The organism is Bradyrhizobium sp. RDM12, assembly GCF_051917485.1.
Classification (GTDB): domain Bacteria; phylum Pseudomonadota; class Alphaproteobacteria; order Rhizobiales; family Xanthobacteraceae; genus Bradyrhizobium.
Window position 1 is genome coordinate 3,144,486 of record NZ_CM133064.1, and the last position, 24,817, is coordinate 3,169,302.

The 24,817-nt window shown below is 64.0% G+C and carries 21 protein-coding genes and 1 pseudogene; 9 read left to right on the forward strand and 13 right to left on the reverse strand.

The annotated features are described in order from the left end of the window. Nucleotides 1–186 precede the first annotated feature (186 nt). Complete coding sequence (locus tag ACTGJ9_RS15255; RefSeq protein ID WP_456677715.1) at nt 187–2,013, reverse strand: aminopeptidase P family protein; 1,827 nt, start codon at nt 2,011–2,013, stop codon at nt 187–189. A gap of 185 nt (nt 2,014–2,198) precedes the next feature. On the opposite strand from ACTGJ9_RS15255, the gene ACTGJ9_RS15260 reads away from it, so the two are divergent. Next, nucleotides 2,199–2,372, forward strand: a complete 174-nt coding sequence (locus ACTGJ9_RS15260; RefSeq protein WP_456677716.1) for a hypothetical protein — start codon at nt 2,199–2,201, stop codon at nt 2,370–2,372. A 167-nt stretch (nt 2,373–2,539) separates the two neighbouring features. Here ACTGJ9_RS15260 and ACTGJ9_RS15265 read toward each other — a convergent pair whose 3' ends face one another. After that, nucleotides 2,540–3,427 (reverse strand): 50S ribosomal protein L11 methyltransferase, encoded by an 888-nt coding sequence (locus ACTGJ9_RS15265; RefSeq protein ID WP_456678529.1) that lies wholly within the window; start codon nt 3,425–3,427, stop codon nt 2,540–2,542. Nucleotides 3,428–3,589: 162 nt separating this feature from the next. Between ACTGJ9_RS15265 and ACTGJ9_RS15270 the strand changes: the two genes are divergently transcribed. Further along, nucleotides 3,590–3,745 carry a Flp family type IVb pilin gene (locus tag ACTGJ9_RS15270; protein WP_456678530.1) on the forward strand — a complete coding sequence of 52 codons (156 nt, stop codon included), beginning with the start codon at nt 3,590–3,592 and terminating at the stop codon, nt 3,743–3,745. Between the two features lie 272 nt (nt 3,746–4,017). Here the strand turns inward: ACTGJ9_RS15270 and ACTGJ9_RS15275 are convergent. Further along, nucleotides 4,018–5,627: pseudogene (locus ACTGJ9_RS15275) on the reverse strand (phytoene desaturase family protein). Between the two features lie 226 nt (nt 5,628–5,853). Between ACTGJ9_RS15275 and ACTGJ9_RS15280 the strand changes: the two are divergent. Continuing rightward, nucleotides 5,854–8,136, forward strand: a complete 2,283-nt coding sequence (locus tag ACTGJ9_RS15280) for a spermidine synthase (protein WP_456677717.1) — start codon at nt 5,854–5,856, stop codon at nt 8,134–8,136. Between the two features lie 134 nt (nt 8,137–8,270). Here ACTGJ9_RS15280 and ACTGJ9_RS15285 read toward each other — a convergent pair whose 3' ends face one another. Beyond that, entirely contained in the window at nt 8,271–9,254 is a 984-nt protein-coding gene (locus ACTGJ9_RS15285; RefSeq protein WP_456677718.1) for a glycerophosphodiester phosphodiesterase, read from the reverse strand. A 160-nt stretch (nt 9,255–9,414) separates the two neighbouring features. On the opposite strand from ACTGJ9_RS15285, the gene ACTGJ9_RS15290 reads away from it, so the two are divergent. Genes ACTGJ9_RS15290 through ACTGJ9_RS15300 form a run of 3 tightly spaced genes read left to right on the forward strand, consistent with a single transcriptional unit; the run spans nt 9,415 to nt 12,780 of the window. Next, nucleotides 9,415–10,374 carry an acyl-CoA desaturase gene (locus ACTGJ9_RS15290; protein ID WP_456677719.1) on the forward strand — a complete coding sequence of 320 codons (960 nt, stop codon included), beginning with the start codon at nt 9,415–9,417 and terminating at the stop codon, nt 10,372–10,374. Nucleotides 10,375–10,412: 38 nt separating this feature from the next. Beyond that, on the forward strand, nt 10,413–11,795 hold the full coding sequence (locus ACTGJ9_RS15295; RefSeq protein ID WP_456677720.1) for an MBOAT family O-acyltransferase: 1,383 nt from the start codon (nt 10,413–10,415) through the stop codon (nt 11,793–11,795). Next, nucleotides 11,770–12,780: a hypothetical protein gene (locus ACTGJ9_RS15300; protein WP_456677721.1), complete on the forward strand. Its 1,011-nt coding sequence runs from the start codon at nt 11,770–11,772 to the stop codon at nt 12,778–12,780. The genes ACTGJ9_RS15295 and ACTGJ9_RS15300 overlap by 26 nt, the downstream gene beginning before the upstream one ends. Before the next feature lie 6 nt (nt 12,781–12,786). On the opposite strand, the gene ACTGJ9_RS15305 is transcribed toward ACTGJ9_RS15300, so the two are convergent. The 3 genes from ACTGJ9_RS15305 to ACTGJ9_RS15315 form a co-directional block, all read right to left on the reverse strand. After that, on the reverse strand, nt 12,787–14,487 hold the full coding sequence (locus ACTGJ9_RS15305) for a fatty acyl-AMP ligase (RefSeq protein WP_456677722.1): 1,701 nt from the start codon (nt 14,485–14,487) through the stop codon (nt 12,787–12,789). A gap of 24 nt (nt 14,488–14,511) precedes the next feature. Then, nucleotides 14,512–14,715, reverse strand: a complete 204-nt coding sequence (locus ACTGJ9_RS15310) for an acyl carrier protein (RefSeq protein ID WP_456678531.1) — start codon at nt 14,713–14,715, stop codon at nt 14,512–14,514. Nucleotides 14,716–15,155: 440 nt separating this feature from the next. Beyond that, nucleotides 15,156–15,935, reverse strand: coding sequence for a L,D-transpeptidase (locus tag ACTGJ9_RS15315; protein WP_456677723.1), 780 nt, complete (start codon nt 15,933–15,935; stop codon nt 15,156–15,158). Between the two features lie 309 nt (nt 15,936–16,244). On the opposite strand from ACTGJ9_RS15315, the gene ACTGJ9_RS15320 reads away from it, so the two are divergent. Further along, the gene (locus tag ACTGJ9_RS15320; RefSeq protein ID WP_456678532.1) at nt 16,245–16,568 is read left to right on the forward strand and encodes a hypothetical protein; all 324 of its coding nucleotides are present in this window, start codon (nt 16,245–16,247) and stop codon (nt 16,566–16,568) included. 43 nt (nt 16,569–16,611) lie between these two features. Here the strand turns inward: ACTGJ9_RS15320 and ACTGJ9_RS15325 are convergent, their stop codons facing one another. Continuing rightward, the gene (locus ACTGJ9_RS15325) at nt 16,612–17,373 is read right to left on the reverse strand and encodes an ABC transporter permease (protein ID WP_456677724.1); all 762 of its coding nucleotides are present in this window, start codon (nt 17,371–17,373) and stop codon (nt 16,612–16,614) included. Beyond that, nucleotides 17,370–18,293 (reverse strand): ABC transporter ATP-binding protein, encoded by a 924-nt coding sequence (locus ACTGJ9_RS15330; RefSeq protein ID WP_456677725.1) that lies wholly within the window; start codon nt 18,291–18,293, stop codon nt 17,370–17,372. The genes ACTGJ9_RS15325 and ACTGJ9_RS15330 overlap by 4 nt, the downstream gene beginning before the upstream one ends. A gap of 283 nt (nt 18,294–18,576) precedes the next feature. Here ACTGJ9_RS15330 and ACTGJ9_RS15335 point away from each other — a divergent pair, with 283 nt between their 5' ends. Both ACTGJ9_RS15335 and ACTGJ9_RS15340 read left to right on the forward strand, forming a co-directional pair. Beyond that, entirely contained in the window at nt 18,577–19,293 is a 717-nt protein-coding gene (locus tag ACTGJ9_RS15335) for a hypothetical protein (protein WP_456677726.1), read from the forward strand. A 375-nt stretch (nt 19,294–19,668) separates the two neighbouring features. Beyond that, nucleotides 19,669–20,604 (forward strand): LysM peptidoglycan-binding domain-containing protein, encoded by a 936-nt coding sequence (locus tag ACTGJ9_RS15340; protein WP_456678533.1) that lies wholly within the window; start codon nt 19,669–19,671, stop codon nt 20,602–20,604. A 558-nt stretch (nt 20,605–21,162) separates the two neighbouring features. On the opposite strand, the gene ACTGJ9_RS15345 is transcribed toward ACTGJ9_RS15340, so the two are convergent. The 4 genes from ACTGJ9_RS15345 to ACTGJ9_RS15360 form a co-directional block, all read right to left on the reverse strand. Further along, complete coding sequence (locus ACTGJ9_RS15345) at nt 21,163–21,480, reverse strand: hypothetical protein (protein WP_456677727.1); 318 nt, start codon at nt 21,478–21,480, stop codon at nt 21,163–21,165. Between the two features lie 123 nt (nt 21,481–21,603). After that, nucleotides 21,604–22,059 carry a small heat shock protein HspD gene (hspD, locus tag ACTGJ9_RS15350; RefSeq protein ID WP_456677728.1) on the reverse strand — a complete coding sequence of 152 codons (456 nt, stop codon included), beginning with the start codon at nt 22,057–22,059 and terminating at the stop codon, nt 21,604–21,606. 263 nt (nt 22,060–22,322) lie between these two features. Beyond that, nucleotides 22,323–23,396, reverse strand: a complete 1,074-nt coding sequence (locus ACTGJ9_RS15355) for a tartrate dehydrogenase (RefSeq protein ID WP_456677729.1) — start codon at nt 23,394–23,396, stop codon at nt 22,323–22,325. Nucleotides 23,397–23,417: 21 nt separating this feature from the next. Beyond that, entirely contained in the window at nt 23,418–24,716 is a 1,299-nt protein-coding gene (locus ACTGJ9_RS15360; protein ID WP_456677730.1) for an MFS transporter, read from the reverse strand. Nucleotides 24,717–24,817: the final 101 nt, after the last annotated feature.

Sequence of the window (24,817 nt, forward strand, 5' to 3'; positions counted from 1 at the left end):
GAAAATCGGCGTTTCGGAATGCGGCTATACCGATTCCGGGACTGTTATAATAACAACGTGCAGGAGGCCGTTGTTTTACGGGCAAACTGCGTCAGGAGCGTGCAAAGCCCATCGTGAGTGCGGGCGAAAGCAGCCAAGCCTTCGAAAGCAGACAAGCCTTGCGCTGGTTGCGTAGCGCCATGCGCGCTACGTCAGCTCCGCCGTGGCCTGATCGAGCCACGCTTTCGTCGCTTCATCGAGCGCCGGCCCCACCTCGGCGCGGACGCGCGCGTGGTAGGCATTGAGCCAGGCGAGCTCTTCCTTGTTCAGCATCGCCGTGTCGATGAGCCGCCGCTCGATCGGCGCCAGCGTCAGCGTCTCGAAGGCGTTCATCGATTTTTCGGCACCCTCGATCTCGGCGGCGACCACCAGCTCAAGGTTCTCGATGCGGATGCCAAAACCGTCGGTCTTGTAATAACCGGGCTCGTTGGAGAGGATCATGCCGCGCTTCAGCGGCGTGGTGCCGAGTTTTGAGATCCGCGCCGGGCCTTCGTGCACACTGAGATAGCTGCCGACGCCGTGGCCGGTGCCGTGCTCGTAATCGATGCCGGCGGCCCAGAGATATTGCCGCGCCAGCGTGTCGAGCTGCGCGCCGGTGATGCCGTCGGGAAACACCGCGCGCGCAATCGCGATATGGCCGCGCAGCACGCGGGTGAAGCGGTCGCGCATCTCCTCGGTGGGCTCGCCCACGGCCATGGTGCGGGTGACGTCGGTGGTGCCGTCTTCATACTGAGCGCCGGAATCGATCAGCAGCAGGTCGCCGGGCGCGATCCGCCGGTTGCTCTTGCGGGTGACGCGGTAGTGCACGATGGCGCCGTTCGGACCGGTGCCGGAGATGGTCGGGAACGACACGTCCTTCAGAGCGCCGGTGTCGCGGCGGAACGTCTCCAGCGCCTCGACCGCGTCGATCTCGGTGAGCTTGCCGCTTCCTGCCTCGCGATCGATGAAGGCGAGGAAACGCGCCAGTGCAACTGCGTCGCGCCGGTGCGCCGTCTGCGTCCCCTTGATCTCGGTCGCGTTCTTGACGGCCTTCAGCAGCGCAATCGGATCGCTGCCGCGCACCGGCTTGCCGCCGCCGCCCGCGATCAACCGGCTCAGTGCGTCGGCCGCGGTGGCATTATCGAGCGCAATCGCTGCGCCGCTCTTGGCGAGCGCCATCAGCGTCGGCGTCAGCGCATCTGGTTCGCGGACGTCGGCCGACTGCTCGAGATGATCACGCGAGAGGTTGGAGAGCTTGCGGTGGTCGATGAACACGGTCGGCCGGCCGACCTTGGGCACGACTGCGTAGGAGAGCGGCAGCGGCGTATGCGCGACGTCGGCGCCGCGGATGTTGAAGGTCCAGGCGACCGCGTGGCTATCTGACAGCACCAGCGCGTCGGCCCCCAATTTCTCGATCTCGCCCTTGATCTGGGCCAGCTTCTCGGCCTCGGCGACGCCGGCATATTGCAGGCCGTGGATCGCGACCGGCGCGACTGGCGGCTGTGGCCGATCCTGCCAGATCGCGTCGACCGGATTGCTGTCGACCGCCACCAGTTCGGCACCGGCCTTGGCACAGGCGGCCGAGAGGCGCTCGGCTGCCGCAAAAGTGTGCAGCCACGGGTCAAATCCTAGGCGATCGCCGGATTTGAGATGCGCCGAGACCCAGCTCTCCGGCGGCGGATCGATCAGCGACTCCACTGCCCACGCCTTGGCGTCGACCTGTTTGGCCGCCTGGATCGTATAACGGCCATCGACGAACACTGCAGCTTCCTGGCTCAGCACCACGGCGAGCCCCGCCGAGCCGGTAAAGCCGGTCAGCCAGGCGAGCCGCTCTTCAGAGGGCGCCACATACTCATTCTGCTGCTGATCGGCGCGCGGAATGACGAAGCCGGTCAGCTTGCGGCGGGCGAGTTCTTCACGGAGTGCGGCGAGTCGCGCCGTCAATGCGACGCCGGCCTCGGGCTCCTCGAATGTCTGGAAGTGTGCTTCGAACATGGCTCAGTTTAGGATCATGAGGATCAGTCCGCAATGTAGACGCATTTGAGGTCGCATCTGGCATGGACTGTGCTTGAAATAGTTCCATTCGAATTGAGTGGAGTAAAGGATGCAGCAGTTGCGCGTCATCCGAATAACAGGGAAATTCGAGCAAGTGGTTCATCTCAAGGGCGAGGGGACACACGATGCCAGCGTTCACGTTTGAGAAGATTTCGCCGCCGGTGCGCCACGCACCCGCAGCAACGACACCGCAGAAGCCGCGCGGCCTCATCAGCCAGGTGATGGATCGCGTCGCCGAGCGTCGTGCGAGGCGGGCGTTACGCCCAGCCAAAGGCTCTGACGAGAAGCCGGTGAAGTAGCGTCGCGCTCATTCACCTCGCCGCGCTTGCGGGGACAGTGCGAAGCAATCCGGGCGAGGGGACTCTCCGCGACGTCAACTCTCACCGCCTTTGCCGAAGCAGCCCCTCGCCCGAACCCTCTCCCGTAAGAACGGGGCGAGGGAGTGCACCACGGCCGCGAACGCAGCTCACCCTATCTTCCGCAGCAACAAACTGCTCCACCCCTCGATCCGCAGATGCCGCAACGGCACGAGGCCGCGCGCGCGATAGGCGGCGATCACGGCGGGGGCCTGGTGGGTCAACAGGCCGGAGAGAATGACGCGTGCGCCCGGCGCAAGATGCCGGACCATCGGGCCTGCCAGTTGACGTAACGGATTGGCAAGGATGTTGGCCAGCACCAGGTCGAACGGGCCGCCTTTGGCAAAGTCCGGCGCAGCGAAGCCGGTGGCCCGGATCACCCGCACATATTGACCAGCTTCGTTCAGGGCCGCGTTCTCGGCCGCGACCCGCACGGAAGGCGGGTCGATGTCGGAGGCCAGCACCGCGCGATGCAGCGCTTTGGCTGCCGCGATCCCCAACACGCCGGTGCCGGTGCCGAGGTCGAGTACGCGCTTCGGCCGCGCGTGTTTCAGGACATGGTCAAGCAGAAGTAAACAGCCGCGGGTGGTGCCGTGGTGGCCGGTTCCGAACGCGAGCGCCGCCTCGATCTCGATGGCAAGCTTGTTTGGCGCCACGCGGTCGCGGTCGTGGCTGCCATGGACGACGAATCGTCCGGCAGGCACCGGGACGAGGTCCTCCAGGCTCGCCTTGACCCAGTCCCTGGCCTCAATCGTGTCGAACACAAGCGTGGCGGCGATGTCATTTCCTGCTGAAGTTGCAACGCGTTCGCGGAGCAATGCCTGATCCGGCGCCTCGGCAAAATGCACCGTGACATCCCATTGTCCGTCGGACCGTTCGAAAGCGGCGACGGCTGCATCGCCCTCGAAAAACACCTCCGTGAGGAGGTCGACGACACGCTTGGCGGCAGCCTCGCTAGGAAGCGAAAAGCTGGCGCGATGGGTAGAGGAAGGCTGCATAGAAGGGTTCCGTGAGTTCAATTTTTAGAACTTTTGTTCCGAGTTTTTCCTGCAACTTGCAATTCCAGTATTAACCCGACCGAAGGTTGTAAGTAGTAGTTTCCCGGATGTCGGAACCAACCGACACACCCTTGAATGGAATGGAGGCGAGTCTTGAAGCGCATGGTTTCGAAGTTCTGGTCCGATGAGTCGGGTGCGACAGCGATCGAATATGGCCTGATCGCAGCCGGTATCGCGCTGGCGATCATCACCGTCGTGAACAGCCTGGGCACCACCCTGAACGACAAGTTCGGTTCGATTAGCAGCTCCTTGAAGTAATTTCTGCCTCCCATTTCCCAGTGGGGCCACTTTCTTCATAGACGGCTTTTCGACGAGCGCCCGCTGGGGAATTGCCCTCTGGCGGGCGATGTCGTTTCTGAACTCCTCACAGGCGCTCCACAAGTTGTCCGCTCATAGATCAGGCCGCGCCCACCGGCTTATACGCGGCTTATCAAGTCCCTTCTCCACAGCTTGATCCCGACTTGTACCAAGCTGTCGCGCCTCGGTATCCACGGCTTCTCCACAGCCCTGCCAACAGGCTGTCCACAGACCTATCCACGGCTTGCGAACAGGCTGCGATGATCTCTGAGAATCGCCTGTGCGGCATTGTGGCCGGGCGCACCGGTGACGCCGCCGCCGGGATGTGCGCCGGAGCCGCAATGGTAGAGGCCCTTCAGGGGCCCGCGATAATCGGCGTGGCCCAGCATCGGGCGCGCAGAGAACAGCTGGTTCAAGGTCAGTGCGCCGTGGAAGATGTCGCCGCCGAGCAGCCCGAACTGCCGCTCGAGATCGAGCGGGAAAGGATCTGGCGCCCGAGCACGCTTGTCCCAAAGCCCGGCGCGTAGCTGTCCACCGTCGCGATCATGAGATCGGCGACCTCGTCCCGATGGTCGTCCCAGGACTTGCCGTCCGGCAACTCCGGCGCGACGTGCTGGCAGAACAGGCTGGCAACGTGTTGTCCTGCGGGTGCGAGCGTGTCGTCGAGCGTCGAGGGGATCAGCATCTCGACGATCGGCTGACGGCTCCAGCCCTGCGCCCGTGCATCGAGATAGGCGCGGTCCATATAGCGGAGATCAGGCCCCAGGATGATGCCGGAGGTGAGATGATCGCCATTGCCCGGTAACGCGGTGAAGGAGGGCAGGCGATCCAGCGCCACGTTCATGCGGAAGGTGCCTGAGCCGTTCTTCCAGTGGCGGACGCGGGCGAGAAAATCCGCGGGCAGGGCATCGGCCGCGATCAGTCGCGTATAGAGCAGCTTTGGATTGACGTTGGCCGCGACATATTTGGCGCGGATCGTCGTTCCGTTCTCCAGCACCACACCGGCGGCGCGGTCACGCTCGACAATCACCTCGCGCACGCCGGCATCGGTGTCGATCGTGACGCCGCGCCCGCGCGCGGCGCGCGCCATCGCCTGCGTGATCGCGCCCATGCCGCCGATGGCGTGGCCCCAGACGCCCTTCTTGCCGTTCACCTCGCCGAAGGCGTGATGCAGCATCACATAGGCGGAGCCGGCGGCGTAAGGGCTCGCATAATTGCCGACGATGGCATCGAAGCCGAACAGCGCCTTGACGAGGTCATGTTCGAACCGCTCGTCCAGCATCTCGCCGGCCGAGCGGGTGAAGAGATCGAGCAGGCTGCGGCTTTGCTCCAGCGTCAATCCGCGCAGGATGTTGGCCGACGACAGCGCGTTAGCAGCCTCGCGGATCGCGCCGATGCCAAAACTGCCGAGCAGGTTCGGCGGCGCCCGCAGCACGAATTGCCGCAGCACGTCGGCGATGTCCTCGAGCTCGCGCGAAAACCCGTCGAGCGCATCGGCATCGCGCGCACTGAGCCGCGCGACGGACGCCCTGGTCCGGCCCTCGCCGGTGAGGAGATAGTTGCCGTCAGGCGCGGGCAGAAAATTTTGCGCACGGCGTTCGACCACGCGCAGGCCCTGCTCGGCAAGGCCCAGATCGCGCACGACCTGCGGGTTGAGCAGGCTCACGGTGTAGGCCGCGACCGAGTTGCGGAAGCCCGGATGAAACTCCTCCGTGACCGCCGCTCCGCCGACCACCTTGCGGCGCTCCACCACGTGCACGCGCAGCCCCGCCGCGGCGAGATAGGCCGCGCAGGTGAGGCCGTTATGGCCTGCGCCGATGATGACGACGTCGGTATCGGTCATGAATGATTTCAGAATGTTCCGTGGTCGTTCCGGGATCGCCCGAAGGACCGTCATGACGTTCTATATCAGGCGTTTCTCGACGCAACATCACCCGGCCATTTATTGCCCGTTCAGGCGCGGTGTGCTCCATTGCGCGCGCCCGGCGACCGCCGGGGGCTTTGTTCGACGCGTTTTCTCGCGCGAACCGGTGCCCACTTCGCTGGAAAACGCTTTTGCCGGAGCTCCCATGGATTCGATCGTGCAACCCGCCGCCACGGAGCAGCCGTCCTCGTCGCGCAACCGGCTGCTGCTGACGGTCTATACCGCGGCGATCTTCGTCAGCGCGCTGCTGCTGTTCTCGGTGCAGCCGCTGTTCACCAAAATGGTGCTGCCGCGGCTCGGCGGCTCGCCGGCGGTCTGGTCGGTGGCGATGGTGTTCTTTCAATCGCTGCTGCTGGCGGGCTATGCCTATGCGCATCTGCTCATGCAGATCAGGAATCGCGTCGTTCCCGTGGTGGTGCATCTCGCGCTGCTGGTCGTTGCGTTCGTCACGCTGCCGCTTGGCATCGCCACTGCCTACGGCGAGCCGCCAGCGTCCGGCTATGCGTTCTGGTTGCTCGGCCTCTTCGTGATGTCGATTGGCCTGCCGTTCTTCGCGCTCGCCGCCAACAATCCGCTGCTGCAGGCCTGGTTCGTCCGCACAGGCCATCCTGATGGCCGCGACCCCTATTTCCTCTATGCCTCCTCCAACATCGGCAGCTTCCTCGCGCTGTTATCCTATCCATTCCTGCTGGAGCCGATGTATACGCTGCACACCCAGAACCGGCTCTGGACCGGCGGCTATGGCGTTTTGATCCTGCTGATCGCCGCCTGCGGCGTGCTGTTGCTGCGCTCGCCGAAGCTCGCGATGGCCGATGCCCGAACCGAGGACCTAAATGCGCCGGCACCGGGCGTCGTGACGCGGCTGCGCTGGATCTTCCTCGCCGCGGTACCGTCAGGCCTGCTGATCGCAGTCACCGCGCATATCTCGACCGACGTCGCGGCAGCGCCGCTGTTGTGGGTGCTGCCGCTGTCGCTGTACCTCCTCACCTGGGTCGTGGTGTTCCAGTCGCGGCCACTGTTGCCGCACAAATGGATGCTGATGCTCCAGCCGGTCGCGATCGCGGGCGTCATCGTCCTGCTCGCCTTCGGCGGCGAGCAGAATTTGCTGCTCACGCTCGGCGGCCATCAATTGTGTTTCTTCATCATCGCCATGGCCTGTCATGGCGAACTGGCGCGCACCCGCCCCGCAGCCAAATATCTCACCGGCTTCTATGTCGCGCTGTCGTTCGGCGGCATGGTCGGCGGCCTCTTTGCCGGCCTCGTTGCTCCCTTCACCTTCTCGTGGATCGCTGAATATCCAATCCTGGTCGCGCTCGCCGCGCTGTGCAGGCCCTCGGCGAACGAGCGTCTTGTTGGCGTCGTGAGATGGTACTGGCTGGCGCTTGCCGTGCTCGCGGCGGCGCTGGTTGCGCCGACGTACATAACAGGGGAGCTTTCGACCTGGTTCGAGGATCACCGCGTCTGGGTTGCCGGCGCGGTCGGCGTGCTGGCAGCGCTTCTGGCGCTCGCGGTCAACGCCGATCGCTGGAAGATCTTTGCCACGGTCGCGCTCGCGCTCGCATTGATCCGGTTCTATCCGGCGGACGAAGGGCGCGTCACGACCGTGCGCAGCTTCTTCGGTGTCCACAAGATCGTGGTGACGCCCGGCGGCTATTTCCACGTGCTGATGCACGGCACCACGATTCATGGCGCCGAGCGCTTCCGCAACAATGACGGTACGCCGGTCACCGGCCGGCCCGAGCCGATCACCTATTACCACAAGGATGGCGGCATCGGTCAGGCCATCACCGCGATCCGCGAGCGCAAGGGCGCGCCGTTGAAGGTCGCGGCGATCGGCGTCGGATCAGGCACGCTCGCCTGCGCCGCGGAGCCCGGCGAGGACTGGAAATTCTTCGAGATCGACCAGTCCATGGTCGATGCCGCGCGCGACCCGAAAAACTTCCGCTACATCTCGAGCTGCCTGCCGGACCTGAAGCCGGTGATCGGGGATGCGCGTCTCACCTTCGCCAGGGAGCCCGACGACGCCTATGACCTCATCATCGTCGATGCCTATTCGTCGGATGCGATCCCGATCCATCTCGCGACCGAGGAGGCGATGAAGATCTACAAGGACAAGCTCGCCCCGCATGGCGCCGTGGTGATGCACGTCTCCAATCGGCATCTCGATCTCGAGCCCGTCGTGGTCGGCATCGCCGATGCCAACGATCTGAAGAGCTGGGTCTACGACGAGGATTCGGGCCGCGATGCCGACTACATCTTCTCCACCGACGTCGTCATCTCCGCGCGCGAAGCTGATGATGTCGGCAAGCTGGCCTCCTCCAAGCAATGGGAGGAGACCGACGCGGACGAGAAGGTGCGGGTCTGGACCGACGACTATTCCAACATCCTGGGCGCGCTTTACCGTCGCTTGCGGTACGGAGAGCAGTAACGCTTCGTGCCCTGGACGCAGCGCAGCGCTTCTCAGCGGTGCGCTGCAGAGCCGGGGCCCATGTCCGCTGGGGCCCGGCTCTGCGTCGCGTCATTTCATGCCGCGCCGCGTCCGGGACACGAGATGGTTTGGCGCTACGGCTCGACCGGCGTCCCCTGCGGCAGCGCAATCCCCTTCTCGCCTGCGACCTGCCGCAACAGGTCGGGCCGGTCGGAGATGATACCGTCGACGCCGATCTCGATCATCCGCGCCATGTCGTCGGGCTTGTTGACGGTCCAGACCACCACGCGCAACCCTAGCGTATGGGCTTCAGTGACAAGCGCCGCGGTCACATCGCCGAAATAGGGCGACCAGATCGCGCCGCCTGCGGCCTTGATCGTGCGTGGCAGCGAGCCGCCGTGATCGACCGGGCTGTAACCCGCCGTCCAACTGGTGGCCTTGTCGAGGGCGATGGTCGGTGCCGATCCGCGCTGCAGCGTCAGATACACGGTCGGAATCATCGGGGCCTGCTGCTGGACCAGCAGCAGGGTCCGCCAGTCGAACGACTGGATCATGACGCGGTCGGAAAAATTCTCGTCTGCGATCACACCGAGCAGCTTTGCGACGAAGGCTTCCGGCAAAAGCGATTCATCCGGATGGTCCGGATCGATCTTGGTCTCGATATTGAAACGTACCCGTTCGTTGCCGGATTTGCGCACCAGCGCGAACAGCTCCCTCAGCGTGGGAATGCGGGTCCCGGGCACGGCGCGCTGGTCGGGAAATTGCTTCGCATAGGCGCTGTCCGGTCGAATTTGGCCGACGTCGTAGGCCCTGGCATCGGCGAACCGCAGCTTCACGAAAGGCGTGCCGGGCGCCGTGACATAGGCGCCGTTCGCATCCCGCGCCAGATCAGGATTGAGCCCGCGCTCATGCGACACAACGACCTCGCCGTCGGCGGTCACGCCGACGTCGAGCTCCAGCGTGTCCACGCCCATCGAGAGGGCATTGGCAAAGGCCGGCAGGGTGTTTTCCGGCATCAGCGCCCGCCCGCCGCGATGCGCCTCGAGATCGAAAGCCATGGCTTTTCCCGAAATGAGAAGTGACAGCACTGTCAAGATTGTCGTAGTACGTGATGTCATCACACTTCCGGTGGCAAATGAAAGAGCAATGCTTGAACGCGGCTGAGCGCGTCCGGCCTGATTTATAGCCTTTTGCGCCTGTTGAAACCTGGGGGCGGCGCTTGCGGTTGCGTCCGCTCTGGCGGTATGTACTCATAGACGTCGCCTTGGAATCCCGACCGTGCAACAGAAACGCGATCACCGCATCATTCGCAGTCGGCATTTTCACAAGATGCAGCGGCGGCATTTCATCATATTCGACGTTTTGCCCTTCGTCGGTACGCTGATCGCGCTAGGCCTCCTATTCTACCGTCCGATCGGCATCATTGAGCTCAGCCTGTTCTTCGGCTTCTGGCTGATCACCGGGGTTGGGCTCACCGTCGGCTATCACCGCCTGTTCACCCATCGCGCCTTTGCCGTCTCGACCCCGATGAGCGCGATCCTGATCCTGATGGGATCGATGGCCGGGCGAGGCCCAATGCTGTCCTGGGCGGCGATGCACCGGCGGCACCACGAATTGTCCGACCACGACGGCGATCTGCATTCGCCGCGCCTGCATGGCGGCGGCGTGCTGGGCCGCCTGCGCGGCTTCCTGCACGCGCATTTGACCTGGATGGTCGCACACGACTATCCCAACGTCGCCCATTACGTGCCGGATCTGATGGCCAACCGCACCCTGGTTGCGGTCAACAGCAGATATTACAGCTGGGTCGCGCTCGGCCTGTTGCTTCCGGCCGCGATCGGCGGCTTCGCCACCATGAGCCTGTGGGGCGCGCTGACAGGCCTGCTCTGGGGCGGCGTGGTGCGCATGTGCGTGGTCGAGCAGACCATGTCCGCCATCAACTCCATCATGCACACGTTTGGCGCGCAGCCTTTCGTCACCCGTGACGACAATAGCCGCAATCTCGGCGTGATGGCCTGGCTCGCCTGGGGCGAGGGCTGGCACAACAACCACCACGCCTTCCCGTATTCGGCGGCATTCGGCCTGCGCTGGTTCGAGTTCGATCCAGGCTTCATCTTCATCCGCGCGCTGGAGGCGCTCGGGCTCGCCTGGGACGTCAAGGTGCCGAGCGAGGAGAAGATCGCGCGGCGCATGCTCCGGCAGCCGGGCGATGCCGCGCCCGATCTGGAAACGGGCTAAGGATCGGGATCCGGCGATGACGGCGCAGCGCTGAACCAATGCTGTTCAACGACTACCCCTTCCTCCTGGTGTTCCTTCCGGCGGCACTGCTGATCTACCGCCTGTTCGATCCCTATCCGCGCTTGCGCATCGTCGTGCAGGTGGCGCTGTCGCTGATCTTCTACGCCTGGGGGAGTCCGTCCTTCGTCGCGCTCTTGATTGTGTCGATCCTCATCAACTGGTTCGCCTCGGTCGCCTATGGGCGGGTGAAGTGGAAGGCGATACTGACGCTCGTCATCGTGCTCGATATCGGCGTGCTGGCGCTGTTCAAATACGCCAACTTCATCCTCGCCAATCTCGGGCATGTGCTGGGTGCCACGTTGCCGACGCTCGACATCGGGTTGCCGCTCGGCATCTCCTTCTTCACCTTCCATCACATCATGTATCTGGTCGATCTGCGGCGCGGCAAGGCGCCGCTCTACGCGATCGATCGCTATGCGCTCTACATCGCCTTCTTCCCGCAGGCGATCGCAGGCCCGCTCGCGCGCTGGTCGGAGGTGATGCATCAATTCGGCAGGCAGGTCTACGTCCCGGGCTGGCAGCGTCAGTTCTGCATCGCGATCTGCTTCATCGCGCTCGGACTGTTCCAGAAGGTCGTGATCGCCGACGGCATCGCGAACCTGCTTGATCCCATTTACACGCAGGCGGTGGCTGGACCGCTTGCAAGCGGCGACGGCTGGCTTGCCTTCTGCTTTTCGTTTCAGATCCTGTTCGACTTTTCCGGCTATTCCGACATCGCGATCGGCCTTGGTCTGTTGTTCGGCGTGCAGCTACCCTACAATTTCAATGCGCCGCTGCGCTCGACCAACATCCAGGATTTCTGGCAGCGCTGGCACATCACGCTGATGCTGTTCCTGCGCGATTACGTGTTCTACCCTCTGGTCAATCTACGTATCCTGCCGCGGCGCCTTCTGCCGGTGCAGTTCTTCGGCGCAATGCTGATTACCATGGCGCTGTGCGGCTTGTGGCATGGCGCGAGCTGGACGTTTGTGCTCTGGGGCATCCTGCACGGTGTTGCGCAGGTGGTTTGTTCGCTGTGGCGGCGCTATGGCCCGCACGTCCCGTCATGGCTCGACTGGGCGCTCACCGTGCTGTTCGTGCTGGCCACCGGCGTGATCTTTCGTGCCGGCTCGGTCGAGGCGGCCTGGCATGTCTTCGCCGGGCTCATCCAGCCATTGCCGCTCGCGCGCGGGCAGCACCTTTGGCCGTTGATCGTGGCGCCGTTGTTCGCCTTCCTGTTGCCGGCGAGCCAGGACATCGTCGCGTTCTTCACGCGCCGCCCGAGCCCCTGGCTTGCGGGCGTGCTCGGGATCTGCCTTTTCGCTTTGCTGCTCCACATGGGTGGTCGGGATCTCCATGAATTCGTCTACTTCAAGTTCTGAGACCGATCCCGGTTGGGGGAGGAGCATCACGGCCTGCCTGGGCACGCTGTTCGGCGCGGCCGTGCTGGTGTTGGCGCTGATGGTGGTCGTCGATCCCTATGACAGCGGCAAGCTCGGCCTGCTGGGCATCGACGGCGTCGACAATCGTCTTACCCAGATCACGGCCGCGAGCCGCGCCAGAGACCCGAACTTCAACGCGGCCATCCTCGGCAATTCGACAGCGCAGATGATCGAGCCGGCGGAATTATCGCGCGCGACAGGCCTGCGCTTCGTGCAGCTCTATACCACCGGCTCGGTTCCGCGCGAGCAGCTCGCGGTGCTCGACTTTTTCCTGCGCAATCACAAGCAGGTCGGCGCGCTGGTGATCGCGGCCGATCCCGGCTGGTGCGTGCATGCGCGGCCGAAGGAGGAGGGCGCTCCGTTCCCCTATTGGCTCTACGACAGAAGTGTCGTCACCTACGCGGTGCGGCTGATCTCGTGGCAGGCGATCGAGCAGGCGTTTCAGCGGCTCGCCATCGGGCTCGGCTGGCGGCAGCGGATGAACCCGGACGGCTTTGTCAGCTATGAGGACATCTGGCCGCCCGGCCAATTCAGGGAGGTCGGCTGGCCCAGGGATCCTGCGCCGGCTGCATCCGCCGAGACGCGGGCGACATTTCCCGAGATCGCTGCGCTGGCAGAGATTGTCAGGAAGCTGCCGGCCGATCTGCCCATCATCATCATCGTGCCGCCGACCTTGGCGGCCACCGTGCCGAAGCCCGGTACGGCTGTGGCGCTGGACCGCGTCGCTTGCAATGCCGCGCTGAAAACCGTCATCGCGGGACGTCCGCGCAGCAATTTCATCAGCTATCGCGTCGACAACGAGTTGACCCGCGACCGCGACAACTTCGCGGACTTCATCCACTATCGCCCGAAACTCGCGCGCCGGATCGAGCAAGGCATCATCTCCAGCCTGCGCGATGGCGAGAGCGCGACGATCGATTTCTGAGCCGGCTCAGCCGATCTCCTCGAAGCCGCTGTCGAGCCAGAGCCTGCGCGCAAGCTTGCGCTGGATCTTGCCGCTGGTGGTTTTTGGCAGCGCGCCGGGACGGATCAGCGCGACATGTCGGGCGGAGAGCTCGTGGCTGTCGGCGATGGCCTCGCGGATCCGGCCCTTGATCTCGGCGGTATCGATCGCGTGCCGTGCGGTGCGCTCGACCTCCTGGACGATGACGAGACTTTCCTCGCCATGTTCGTCCGGCACGGAAAAGGCGGCGCCGCAGTTCTCGCGCAATGCGTTGTCCAGCGACTGCGCGGTGTGCTCGATGTCCTGCGGATAGTGGTTGATGCCACGGATGATGATGAGATCCTTGATCCGGCCGGTGACGAACAATTCGCCTGCGGAATCGAGGAAGCCGAGGTCGCCGGTGCGCAGCCATCGGCCATCCTCGCCTGCGATCTCAGCGTTGAGCTCTTCGCGCGTCGCCGCATCGTTGCACCAGTAGGCGCGGGCGACATTGGCGCCGCTGACCCAGATTTCGCCGACGCGGTCGGCCCGAAGCCGCCCGCGGTACTCGGGATCGACAATGGCAATCTGCTCGCCGATCAGCGCGCGGCCGCAACCGACGACGAGTTGGGCATCGCCGGGATCCGCCGGCGCCTTGGCTGCATGGGCCTGAAGCGCGGCGCGGCTGACGTCGCGCGTGACGTGGCCGCCGCCACTCGTCCCGCCGGAGATCAGGAGCGTCGCTTCCGCCATGCCATAGGCGGGATACATCGCGCGCGGATCGAGGCCGTGCGGCGCAAATGTTTCGATGAAACGCGCGATGGTATCGGCGCGCACCGGCTCGGCGCCGTTGAGCGCGATCCGGAGCGAGGACAGGTCCACGCCCTCCATCTGATCGGCCCGATAGCGGCTGACGCAGAGGTCGAAGCCGAAATTGGGCCCGCAGGCGACCTGCGCACGATAGTGCGAGATTGCGCGCAGCCAGCCGAGCGGCCGCTGCATGAATGCGTTCGGCGCCATCAGCACGCAGGTCGCGCCGACATAGAGGGCCTGCAGCGCGTTCAGGATCAGTCCCATGTCGTGATAGAGCGGCACCCAGTTGACGTAGGTCGATTGCCTGGTGTTGCCGAGCGCGATCCGGATCATCTCGAGATTGGCGAGCAGATTGGCGTGGCTCACCATCACGCCCTTCGGCTCGGAGGTCGAACCGGAGGTATATTGCAGCAATGCGATGTCGTCGGGCGCTGGCTCCGGAAGATCGGTGGTCTCGCCGGCCGCTGCGGTGAGATCGACTTCGATCCACCGGATCGTTTCCTGCGCGAACCGCGCCTGCAGGTCACCACGCAATGCGAATGCAGTGGTCGTCAGCGCCAGCGCCGGCGTGCAATTGGCCAGGATTGCGGCGCTGGAATCGCGCGCGCTGTTTCGCCGCGGCATCATCATCGGCACGGCGATCACGCCTGCTATCAGGCAGCCGAAGAACGCCACCACGAATTCGATGCCCGGCGGAAACACCAGGATCACGCGGTCGCCGGGCCGTGCGGCCGCGCTCAGGCGCGTGGCGAGGGCGCGCGCAGCATCATGCAATTGACGGAAGGTGAGAGCTGCTTCCTCCACCCCGCGATCGGAGACGAAGACATAGGCGCGATCGTCGGCCTGCTCCGCCGCACGCCGGGCCAGTAGCGCCACCAGCGAGCGGAGATTGTCCATCTGGGTACGCCGCTTCAGCCGCCCTCAGGCGGCGGAGCGGAGCGCGCGCTTGTCCGCGAGAAATCGCGACAGCGCCTCAACCGTAGGGTGGTCGTAGAAGTCGTCCGTCGACAGTTCGAGGTCGAGCTTCTCCTCGAGCTCCATCATGAGGTAGACGAGCATCGCCGAATCGAGGCCGAGGCGGCTGAATTTAGTGCCGGTGTCGACGCGGTCCTTCGAAATTCGCAGGGTATTGGCTAGCGCCGTAACGCAGAAATCGAAATCTGCTCGCGTGTCATGTCATTTCCCAGAAACAGTGGGAACGACAATACGTGCGACCTTAAGGTTGTCAATTTGGCCTTAACGCCGCGGCGTTGAAGGTTGGGGACTGTTGCTTTCCTGCGCCGCCCGGCTGCTCATTTCGTGCCCAGGTTGGCGCGATTCCCCGATCGACAGGGGCAACGGCGCCCTTATCTCCCCAAAATTGCAGTTTGACGCGCGTGACGGGATTTTTGCAGGAACCGTGCCCGCTAAACCGTGCCCGCTAATTCGCCGCCCTTTTCCTCGCGGCCCTGACCGTATCGAAGCCCGCCGCTGCCCAGCGCGGCAACCATTTTGATTCGCTGCTGGCGCAGAAGAAACGAAAGGTCGTCGAACGCGGCGACGCCGCGTTCGAATAGCGTCAGCTACTAGTAGTAGCCGCGCGGCTGATAATACTGGCGGGGTTGCTGCTGCTGATAGTAGTAGCCCTGCTGGCCATAGCCCTGGTCGTAAGTCGGCTGCGGTTGCGGCAGCTGCTGGTAGGCCTGCGCACCATAGGGACGGTTGATCGGGCGCGGCGCCGGATAGCGCGCGCCAGTGTCGCTGCCGTCGGCGGGATAGATGTAGTTATCGTCCTGCGGCAGGTAGCGGCGGGCCGGCTGCATCGGCGGCGCCAGATTTACCGGATCGCCTGACGTCGCGTACTGCTCCTCAGCCGGTTGCTGGGCGCGCGCCACCGCATTGTTGGTGCGACCGCGCGGATTGCGGGCCAGCGCCACTTGCGCCGAGCCGGTCAGCGTCACCGTGGTGTTGAGCACGCCCTGCTCCTGCACTAGCGCGTAGAGCGTCGAAGCGTTCTGGCGCGACAGCCGCACGCAGCCATGCGAGGCGGGCGTGCCCAATCGTGCGACCGAGTCGGTGCCGTGGATGGCGTGCCCGACCTTCGTGAAGAAGATCGAGTGCGGCATCGGCGCGTCGTCAAATTCCTTGGAGTAGTGATCCTCTTCCATGCGGAAGGCGCGGAAGGCGCCGCTCGGCGTCTCGCGCGAGGGAATGCCGGTCGACACCGGCCAATGATAGCGCGTGACGCCGTCGACCACGACGGTCATCTGCTGATTGTCCTTGTCGATCGTAATGTCGACCTTGGCCTGCGCCGTGCCTGCGCTCAAAAGCATCAGGGACATGAACGCAATGAAAAAGGAACGCATTTGAATTCTGGCCTCCGGCCTGTTCACGCTAGGCGCCGCGGCTCTCCGTCCCCGGCGTGCACTATGCCTGCAATCCGGCTTTCGTTCCAGCGGCCTGCCCGCCCATCGTTAACGTGATGCCGGGCGTAAGCAAGGCCGCTTTGTGCCGCGCCGGCGCCGGCGATGCTGACATTTTCGCGAGCGGGAGCTGCGTTCACAACGCCGACAATTCGTCACAAAGGCGCAACCATTTGGCTGCTTGCAGCGTTGAATACGGCTTACCAATTGGCGGCTGCTGCCGGCGCCGTCGTATTCTTCCGGGGACTCAAGATGAACAAAGCTCGTATTGCCGCCGCGCAGTTGCCGACGGCTCGATCCGTCCGCCTGCTCTTCGCGGGCGCCGCCGTCCTTCTTGCCCTGGCTTGCGTACCGCAAGCCAGCCACGCCCAAGGCATCGTTCGCGGCGCCCAGGAAGGTTCTTACGAGGGTAACCGCATTGCGGGTCCCGTGGGCGGCGCCGTCGGCGGTGTCGTTGGCGCCGGAGTCGGTGGTGCTGTTGGTGCGGTCGACGGTATTTTGGGAATTCCCTATCACGGCCACCGCCACTGCCGCGGCTATTATGACGGGTATCACCATTTCCGTTGCTACAGGTAACAGGCCATCATTCCGGGTGCGCGGAGCGCGCCCGGAATGACGATCAATTCTTGAGCCGATAGCCGGTCCGGAAAATCCACCAGATGGTGGCGAGGCAAATCACCAGGAACGCCGCCGTCATGCCGATGCTGACGGCGACGCTGACATCGGCGATCTCGTAGAAGCTCCAGCGGAAGCCCGAGATCAGATAGACGACCGGGTTGATGAGCGCGACGGTGCGCCAGGTGGGCGGCAGCATGTCGATGGAATAGAAGCTGCCGCCGAGGAAGGTCAGCGGCGTCACCACCAGCATCGGGATCATCTGGAGCTTTTCGAACCCGTCGGCCCAGATGCCGATGACGAAGCCGAACAGGCTAAACGTTACCGCCGTCAGCACCAGGAAGGTCAGCATCCAGACCGGATGATGGATGTGCAACGGCACGAACAAGCCAGCCGTGGCGAGAATGATCAGGCCGAGGATGATTGACTTGGTCGCGGCCGCGCCGACATAGCCAAGCACGATCTCGAAGTAAGAAATCGGCGCCGACAGGATCTCGTAGATGGTGCCGGTGAATTTCGGGAAGTAGATGCCGAACGAGGCGTTGGCGATGCTTTGCGTCAGCACCGAGAGCATGATGAGACCCGGCACGATGAAGGTGCCGTAGCTCACGCCCTCGACCTGGCTGATGCGCGAGCCGATCGCAGCACCAAACACCACGAAATAGAGCGAGGTCGAAACCACCGGCGAAACGATGCTTTGCAGCAGCGTGCGCCAGGTGCGCGCCATTTCGAACAGATAGATGGCGCGAACGGCGCGATAATTCATGACGCCCTCACGAGGTCGACGAAGATGTCCTCGAGCGACGATTGGGTCGTGTCAAGATCGTTGAAACGGATGCCGGCGGTGCGGAGGTCGCTGAGCAGGCTGGTGATCCCGGTGCGATCGCCCTTGGTGTCGTAATCGTAGACCAGCGTCGCGCCGCTGTCGCAGAGGTCGAGCTCGTAGTGAGCGAGGCTCTCCGGCAGCGCAGCGAGCTTGTTCTGCAGATGCAGCGTCAGCCGCTTCTTGCCGAGCTTCTGCATCAGGGTCGCCTTGTCCTCGACCAGCACGATCTCGCCTTTGTTGATGATGCCGATGCGGTCGGCCATCTCCTCGGCTTCCTCGATGTAATGCGTGGTGAGGATGATGGTGACGCCGGACTGCTGAAGCGTGCGCACGACCTCCCACATCCCCTTGCGCAGTTCGACGTCAACGCCGGCGGTCGGCTCGTCCAGGAACAGGATCTGCGGCTCGTGCGACAGCGCCTTCGCAATCATCACCCGGCGCTTCATGCCGCCGGAGAGGGTGATGATCTTGTTGTCCTTCTTGTCCCAGAGCGAGAGGTCCTTCAGCACCTTCTCGATATGCGCAGGATTCTTCGGCTTGCCGAACAGGCCGCGGGAGAAGCTCACGGTCGCCCATACGCTCTCGAACGCGTCGGTGTGGAGTTCCTGCGGCACCAGGCCGATCAGCGAGCGCGCCTTGCGGTAGGAGGTCTGGATGTCCTCGCCGCCGACGCTGACCTTGCCCTCACTGGGGTTGGCGATGCCGCAGATGATGGAGATCAGCGTGGTCTTGCCGGCGCCGTTGGGGCCGAGCAGCGCAAAGATCTCGCCGCGCTTGATGTCGAGATTGACGTTCTTGAGCGCCTTGAAGCCGGACCCATAGGTCTTCGACAAACTGGCAACGGAAATGATGGAGGACATGAGGGCCGGTCGGGGATGGGGGGAGGATGTGCCGGAACCCGCACCCTGGCGGGCGGAACACCGGCGGAGCCCTGAAATAGGAATGGCCTTGCCCTCCCGCAATTGCCCGGAGAAAAATGGTCTCAAAACAGGCGCTTCGGTGGCAGGTTTCAGGCAAGTGTTGCGCGATGGTCACGGATTGCGGCTAAGATCGCCGTTCACGCGGCTCTTTGTTGCGTCTGCTAGCAGGCCGTGGCTACGATTCCGGCCAATCGCGAAGCGTATGTCCCCAGGGAAAACATCGATGAGACCGAACGGCCGTCACACCGCCGGCGTCAGCCAGTTGTCCACTCTCCGCATGTGGGCGATCTGCCTGCTTCTGCTGTCAGCTGTTGCCATCAGCCCGACCACCGCCAAGGCGGCGCCGAGCCAGGCCGCGGCGACGACGCATGTCTATTTGCTCCGCGGCGTGCTCAACATCTTCTCGCTGGGGCTCGACACGATCGGCGCCCGCCTCCAGGCGCAGGGCATCCCGGTGACCGTCGCGAACTTCGTGTCCTGGTCCTCGCTCGCCGATGAGGCCGCGGCGAACTACAAGGCGGGCCGGCTCAAGACCATCGTGCTGGTCGGGCATTCATCGGGCGCGACCGCGCTGCCGGACATGATCGCCAAGCTCAACCAGCTCGGCGTTCCCGTGAAGCTCGCGATCGGCCTCGACTCGGTGTTCAAGACAAAACTGTCGACCGGCGCCGAGCGCTACATCAACATCTATATCGGCGACGGCCCCGGCGAGCCGGTACGTGCCGGGTCCGGCTTCCGCGGCAAGCTCGATAATGTCGACGTGCGCGGCAGCGGCGTCGGCCACATCACCATCGACAAGAACGAGGCAATCCAGCGCCGCGTCATCGCCGAGATTGATGCCGCGATCGCCCGCTCGCGCGGTCCGGCCGGACCGGTCGCCGAACCCGGCGCTCCGCGGGCTGCGCACTCGGCCGCCGCTGTGGCGCCGGCGAGGAACTGAAGCTTTTCGCCTGTAGCGGCTGAAATCATCACGCCGCCGTCGACATCCATGTCGGCGGCGGCATTGTGTTGGGTGCACGGCGAATCAGTGCGAGTGAAGCCGACCTCGCATACGTTCCGATCGCGTATTCATGTCGTGATCCCTTGAGACCTTGAGCCGAATACCCCTGCGGGCAGCGGCGGCTGGTGGTATCCCCGGGACGGCGCCGAAAGCGTGACGTCGCTTCAGATCTGCTTAAATGATACTTGCTCACGGGGCTTTGATGGGTAGGCGAGGCGACAGGCCCCGGTTCCGTGCCCCAAAAACCACCCAATCAGTGGTCACTAAGCCGTCTGGGGGAGGCCTGCGCCTCCTGTGGTGGGACTGCGGCACTTGATGATTGATCCAAGGCGACTTGTGGTGTTGGCAGCGGTTGCGCTGCTCGCCTTGACCCCCGGCTTGGCTGCTGGCTCGCCCGCCAAGTCGAAGCCGGCTGCGATCCCGGCCGCCCCGCCTCCACCTCCGCCTGCAGAACCCCTGCCGCCGCCGAAAATCTACCTGTTCCGCGGCGCGATGGGGCCAATCTTCTCGACCGGCATGGACCGGCTTGCCGAGAAGCTGACCAAGGCCGGCTTCTCGGCCGACGTCTACGAATTCACGATCTGCCGATGGATCGGCGATCGCGCCATCGCCAGCTACAAGGAAAGCCCGGCACCGATCGTGCTGATCGGCCACTCCATGGGCGGGCTGTGCTCGGTCATCATCTCCGAGATGGCGGCCAAGGAGAACATCCCGATCAGCCTCGTCATCACCATCGATCCCGCCCATGCAACCGATGATGTGCCGCTCAATGTCGAGCGCTTCATCAACATCTTTCTCTCCGACAGCGTGCTCGGCGGCGGCAATGTGGTGGCGGTGCCGGGCTTCCGCGGCCATTATGCGAGCTACGATCTGAAGGAGAACAGCCGCGTCTCGCATATCAATATCGAGAAGTCGGATGACATCCATCGCCAGATCGTCGACATGGTGACGCAGTTGCCGCGCATCCAGGCGCAGACCCAGGCCGATGCGGTGCCGCTGCGCTATCTCGTGCCCGCCGACACGCTGGTCGAGTTGTGGGACAGCGGGGTGCGTTTGCCGGTCCGCCGTGGCGACACCATGGAGAGCATTGCGGCCGCCCATCGCGTGCCGCTTTGGACGCTCGCGCAGAGCAACTCGCTGCCGGAGAATGCGACGCTCACGCCCGGCCAGTCGATCATCGTCCCGCGCCATTTGACGCCGCCGGACGCCGCGGCCGCAATGGCGGCGCCGGCGGCACCGGTGCGGCGGTAGGTGCTTACGCGCGGAGCCTCGACCCGTTATCCACGGGTGTGGTGTCGAGGCAGCCATTTCGATATCGAAGTTGCCAACGACGATCGCGCCGTGGTGGAAGTTCGGTTCACCGTTCGATAGGGCGCGGCGAGAAGCATCAGAAACAGCGCCCTTTCGGCCGCATATTTGGCAGCGGGTCGGCGCTTCTCCGACCCGTGCGCGACAAGGCGCCCTTCCGTCGTGCATACGCGCCAACGCCAGGTCTTTCGGCCGCTTCTCTTCAAGAACATTTCGAAAGTCGGGAATTGATCGGGCATTGGATCAACTGTGGTTGCTGGTTGCCTCTAGCGTTGTTGCGTTCATGACCGAGCCCATCGGAAACGTCAGGGGGAATGTGGCGGCGCCGATCTTCTCGGCGGCGGACCGTTCCTCGAGAGGCGCCGCTCAATGAAGCGCCGCTCGAATTCCGTGAGCTCGGTCTGTAGAAGCCGGTGGTAGCGGCTGATGTTGTTGCGGTGCGCGCGCAACAGGGCCAACTTCTCGTCCGTCATCTTCATCATCCGTTTGAACAGTCGGTTGCTAGGCTGCGAGGCTGGTCCGCGAGGCGGATCTGGTGCGAACAGGCTTGCCGCCGGGAGGCCCCTTCGGATGGTGGTCCAGCGTGGAGAGGGCTTCCAAAATCTCGTCGATCGTCACGATTCCGTTCGTGCCGGGCAGTGCTCTCAGCGGCGGGCTTGAGGCGACGCTGGCCGCGTCCGACGCCCATGATGCGAGGATTGCCCGCTTCTCGCTGATCGATATCGTCCGATCTTGGACCACGTCACGGGGATGATCGTAGACGGAGGCGGGATGCAATATCGCGTTCAGGTCGATAAGGTTATCAGCATCGTCGATCATGCGAGGTTCTCCTTCTCCTCTCGTTAGAAACCTCTGGTTTGCGTTCCGGGCCGCGATCGAAGGCAATGGTCGCTCCCGCCCGGCGCCGGACGGGAGCAAACAAATCTCCGACGGAGCAAAAATTCAGGCAGCTTTGCTTTCGATCTGATGCACGTTGCCAGTCGGCGCGCCGTTGATGGCAATTCGCCGCGGTTTCATGGCTTCCGGGATTTCCCGGGTCAGCTCGATTTTCAGCAGGCCGTTCTCGTACGCGGCGCTCTTCACCTGAACGTAGTCGGCGAGGTTGAACTGCCGCTTGAACGGCCGCGCGGAGATCCCGCGGTAGAGATATTCGCGTTCGGCCTTGTCCGCCTTGTTGCCTTCGACGATGACCGCGTTCTGGTCCGCAGTAACCGAAACCTCGTCAGGCGAAAAGCCGGCAATCGCAAGCGAGATCTGGTAGCGATCTTCGCCGAGCCGTTCGATGTTGTAGGGCGGATAATTGTCCTCGCCGGCACGCTGCGCCGTTTCAACGAGATCAAACAGGCGGTCGAAGCCGATGGTCGAGCGCCAAAGGGGAGAGAAGTCGTAAGTGCGCATAGCCAGATCCTCCAAAGAGCAAAATGGATACGAGCGGCACCGGACACGACCGGTGCCCGTCTCAGCCCCCGACCCGTCAGGCGTCGGGGACGCCACCTCTCGGCAGCGAGGCAAAAATAAAAAAACACCGTTTTGGTTTCAAGGGGGAGGCTCAAAATTTTCCAGGCTTTCGCGCCTCTCGGACAGGCCGGACAATCGCTTCCCGGCCCCCGACAGCGTGCCGGGGGCTCCCTGAAATCGCAGGCCCCGAATTTGTCGATCTGCTAGATATTCGAGCCGTGGATCGCGTCGATCACGGCATCCGTCACCTCCTTCGTCGTCGCCTTGCCGCCGACATCAGGCGTCAGCACGCCGGCGGCGCAGACCTGCTCGACGGCCTTCATCAGCCGTGCGGCTGCGTCCTTCTCGCCGAGATGCTCGAGCATCTGCGCGCCGGTCCAGAACGTCGCCACCGGATTGGCGATGCCTTTGCCGGTGATGTCGAAGGCGGAGCCGTGGATTGGCTCGAACATCGAGGGGAAGCGGCGCTGCGGATCGATGTTGCCGGTCGGCGCCACGCCGAGGCTTCCCGCCAGCGCGCCGGCGAGATCGGAGAGAATGTCGGCGTGGAGGTTGGTCGCCACGATGGTGTCGAGGCTCTTCGGATGCAGCGTCATGCGCACCGTCATGGCGTCGACCAGCATCTTGTCCCAGGTGACGTCGGGGAATTCGGTCGCGACTTCGGCCGCGATCTCGTCCCACATCACCATGCCGTGGCGCTGCGCGTTCGACTTGGTCACCACGGTCAGGAATTTGCGCGGACGCGATTGCGCGAGCTGGAATGCGTAGCGCATGATCCGGGTGACGCCGACGCGGGTGAACACCGCCACTTCGGTGCCGACCTCTTCCGGCAGGCCGCGATGTGCGCGGCCGCCCATGCCGGCATATTCGCCCTCCGAATTCTCGCGCACGATCACCCAGTCGAGATCGCCGATTCCGACATTGCGCAGCGGTGAGGCGACGCCGGGCAAAATCTTGGTCGGCCGCACGTTGGCGTATTGGTCAAAGCCCTGGCAGATCGGCAGGCGCAGGCCCCACAGGGTGATGTGGTCGGGCACGTCGGGCGCGCCGACCGCGCCGAAATAGATTGCGTCGAATTTCTTCAGCTCGCTGAGACCATCGGCCGGCATCATCACGCCGTGTTTCTTGTAATAGTCCGAGCCCCAGTCGAACGTCTTGATGGTGAAGGCGATGTCGGCGCTGCGCTTCGCCAGCGCCTCCAGCACGCGGATTCCGGCCGAGATCACCTCGGGTCCGATGCCGTCGGCGGGAATGGCTGCGATCGAATGGGTGCGCATGAGAAGGCTCCGTTGGAGAGATCAGTGGGATTGCGGGATGGGTTCGACGGGCGCGGTCTGCGCGCGCGACAATAGCAGCGTCAGGACCGCCGAGAGAATGAGCAGGCCGGCGACGAAATAGAGCCCGCCGACAAAACTGCCGGTCTGGTCCTTGATCCAGCCGATCATCGCGGGGCCGACGAAGCCGCCGAGATTGCCAATCGAATTGATGGTGGCGATGCCGGCGGCAGCCGCGGGACCGGAGAGGAACAGCGTCGGCATGCTCCAGAGCGGCGGCTTGGCCGAGGAGATACCGATATTGACCAGCGCCAGTGCCACCACAACCGCGACCACTCCGGCCGCAAGACCGGCATAGGCAAGCCCGGCCGCGGCGATCAGGCAGGCCCACACGACGTGCCAGGTACGCTCGCCGGTGCGATCCGAATGCCGCGCCCACAGCACCATGGCGACGACAGCGGCCGTGGCCGGCAGCGCGTTGAGGAAGCCGACCTGGAGCGAGGACAGGCCGAATTGCTTGATGATCTGCGGCGCCCAGACGCCCAGCGTATAGAGGCCGGCCGACGTGCCGAAATAGATCAGCGACAGCGCCAGCACGCGCGGATCGGCGAGCCCGCGCCAGATGCTGTGGCTCGCGGTCGCGGCCTTGCTGGTGGTCTCCTCATTCATGGTCTCGACCAGCCAGCGGCGCTCGTCATCGGCGAGCCATTTTGCCTTCTCCGGCCGATCGGTCAGGAAGGCCAGTACGACGAAGCCGAGCAGCACGGCTGGTATTGCCTCGAGCACGAACAGCCACTGCCAGCCCTTGAAGCCGAACAGTCCATCCATTTCGAGCAGCGCGCCGGAGACCGGCGAGCCCAGCACGGTCGAAAGTGGTGCTGCCGCCATGAACAATGCGGTCACCGCCGCGCGCTGGCGGGCCGGAAACCAGTAGGAGAGATAGAGGATGATACCGGGAAAGAAGCCGGCTTCTGCGACGCCGAGCAGGAAGCGCAGGATGTAGAAGCTGGTCGCACCCTGCACGAACGCCATCGCTGCCGAGACCAGACCCCAGGTGATCATCACCCGCGCGATCCAGATCCGCGCGCCGACCTTGTGCAAGATGATGTTTGAGGGCACCTCGAACAGAAAGTAGCCCCAGAAGAAGATGCCGGCGCCAAATCCGTAGACGGTTGGCGACAGGCCGATGTCCTTGTTCATCGTCAGCGAGGCGAAACCGATATTGACGCGGTCGATGAAGGCCACGAAGTAGAGCAGCATAATGAAGGGGACGATGCGCCAGGTGATCTTGCGCAGCACACGCGCCTGAATCTCGCTCGCCACTCTCGCCTCCCTCAAGTTCCGGTTTTGGTTGTCGTTGTGTGGCGGCGAGCCTAGGCGTGCGGGCAGGTCAACTCAATTGGCGCTGGTTTATACAAAAAAAT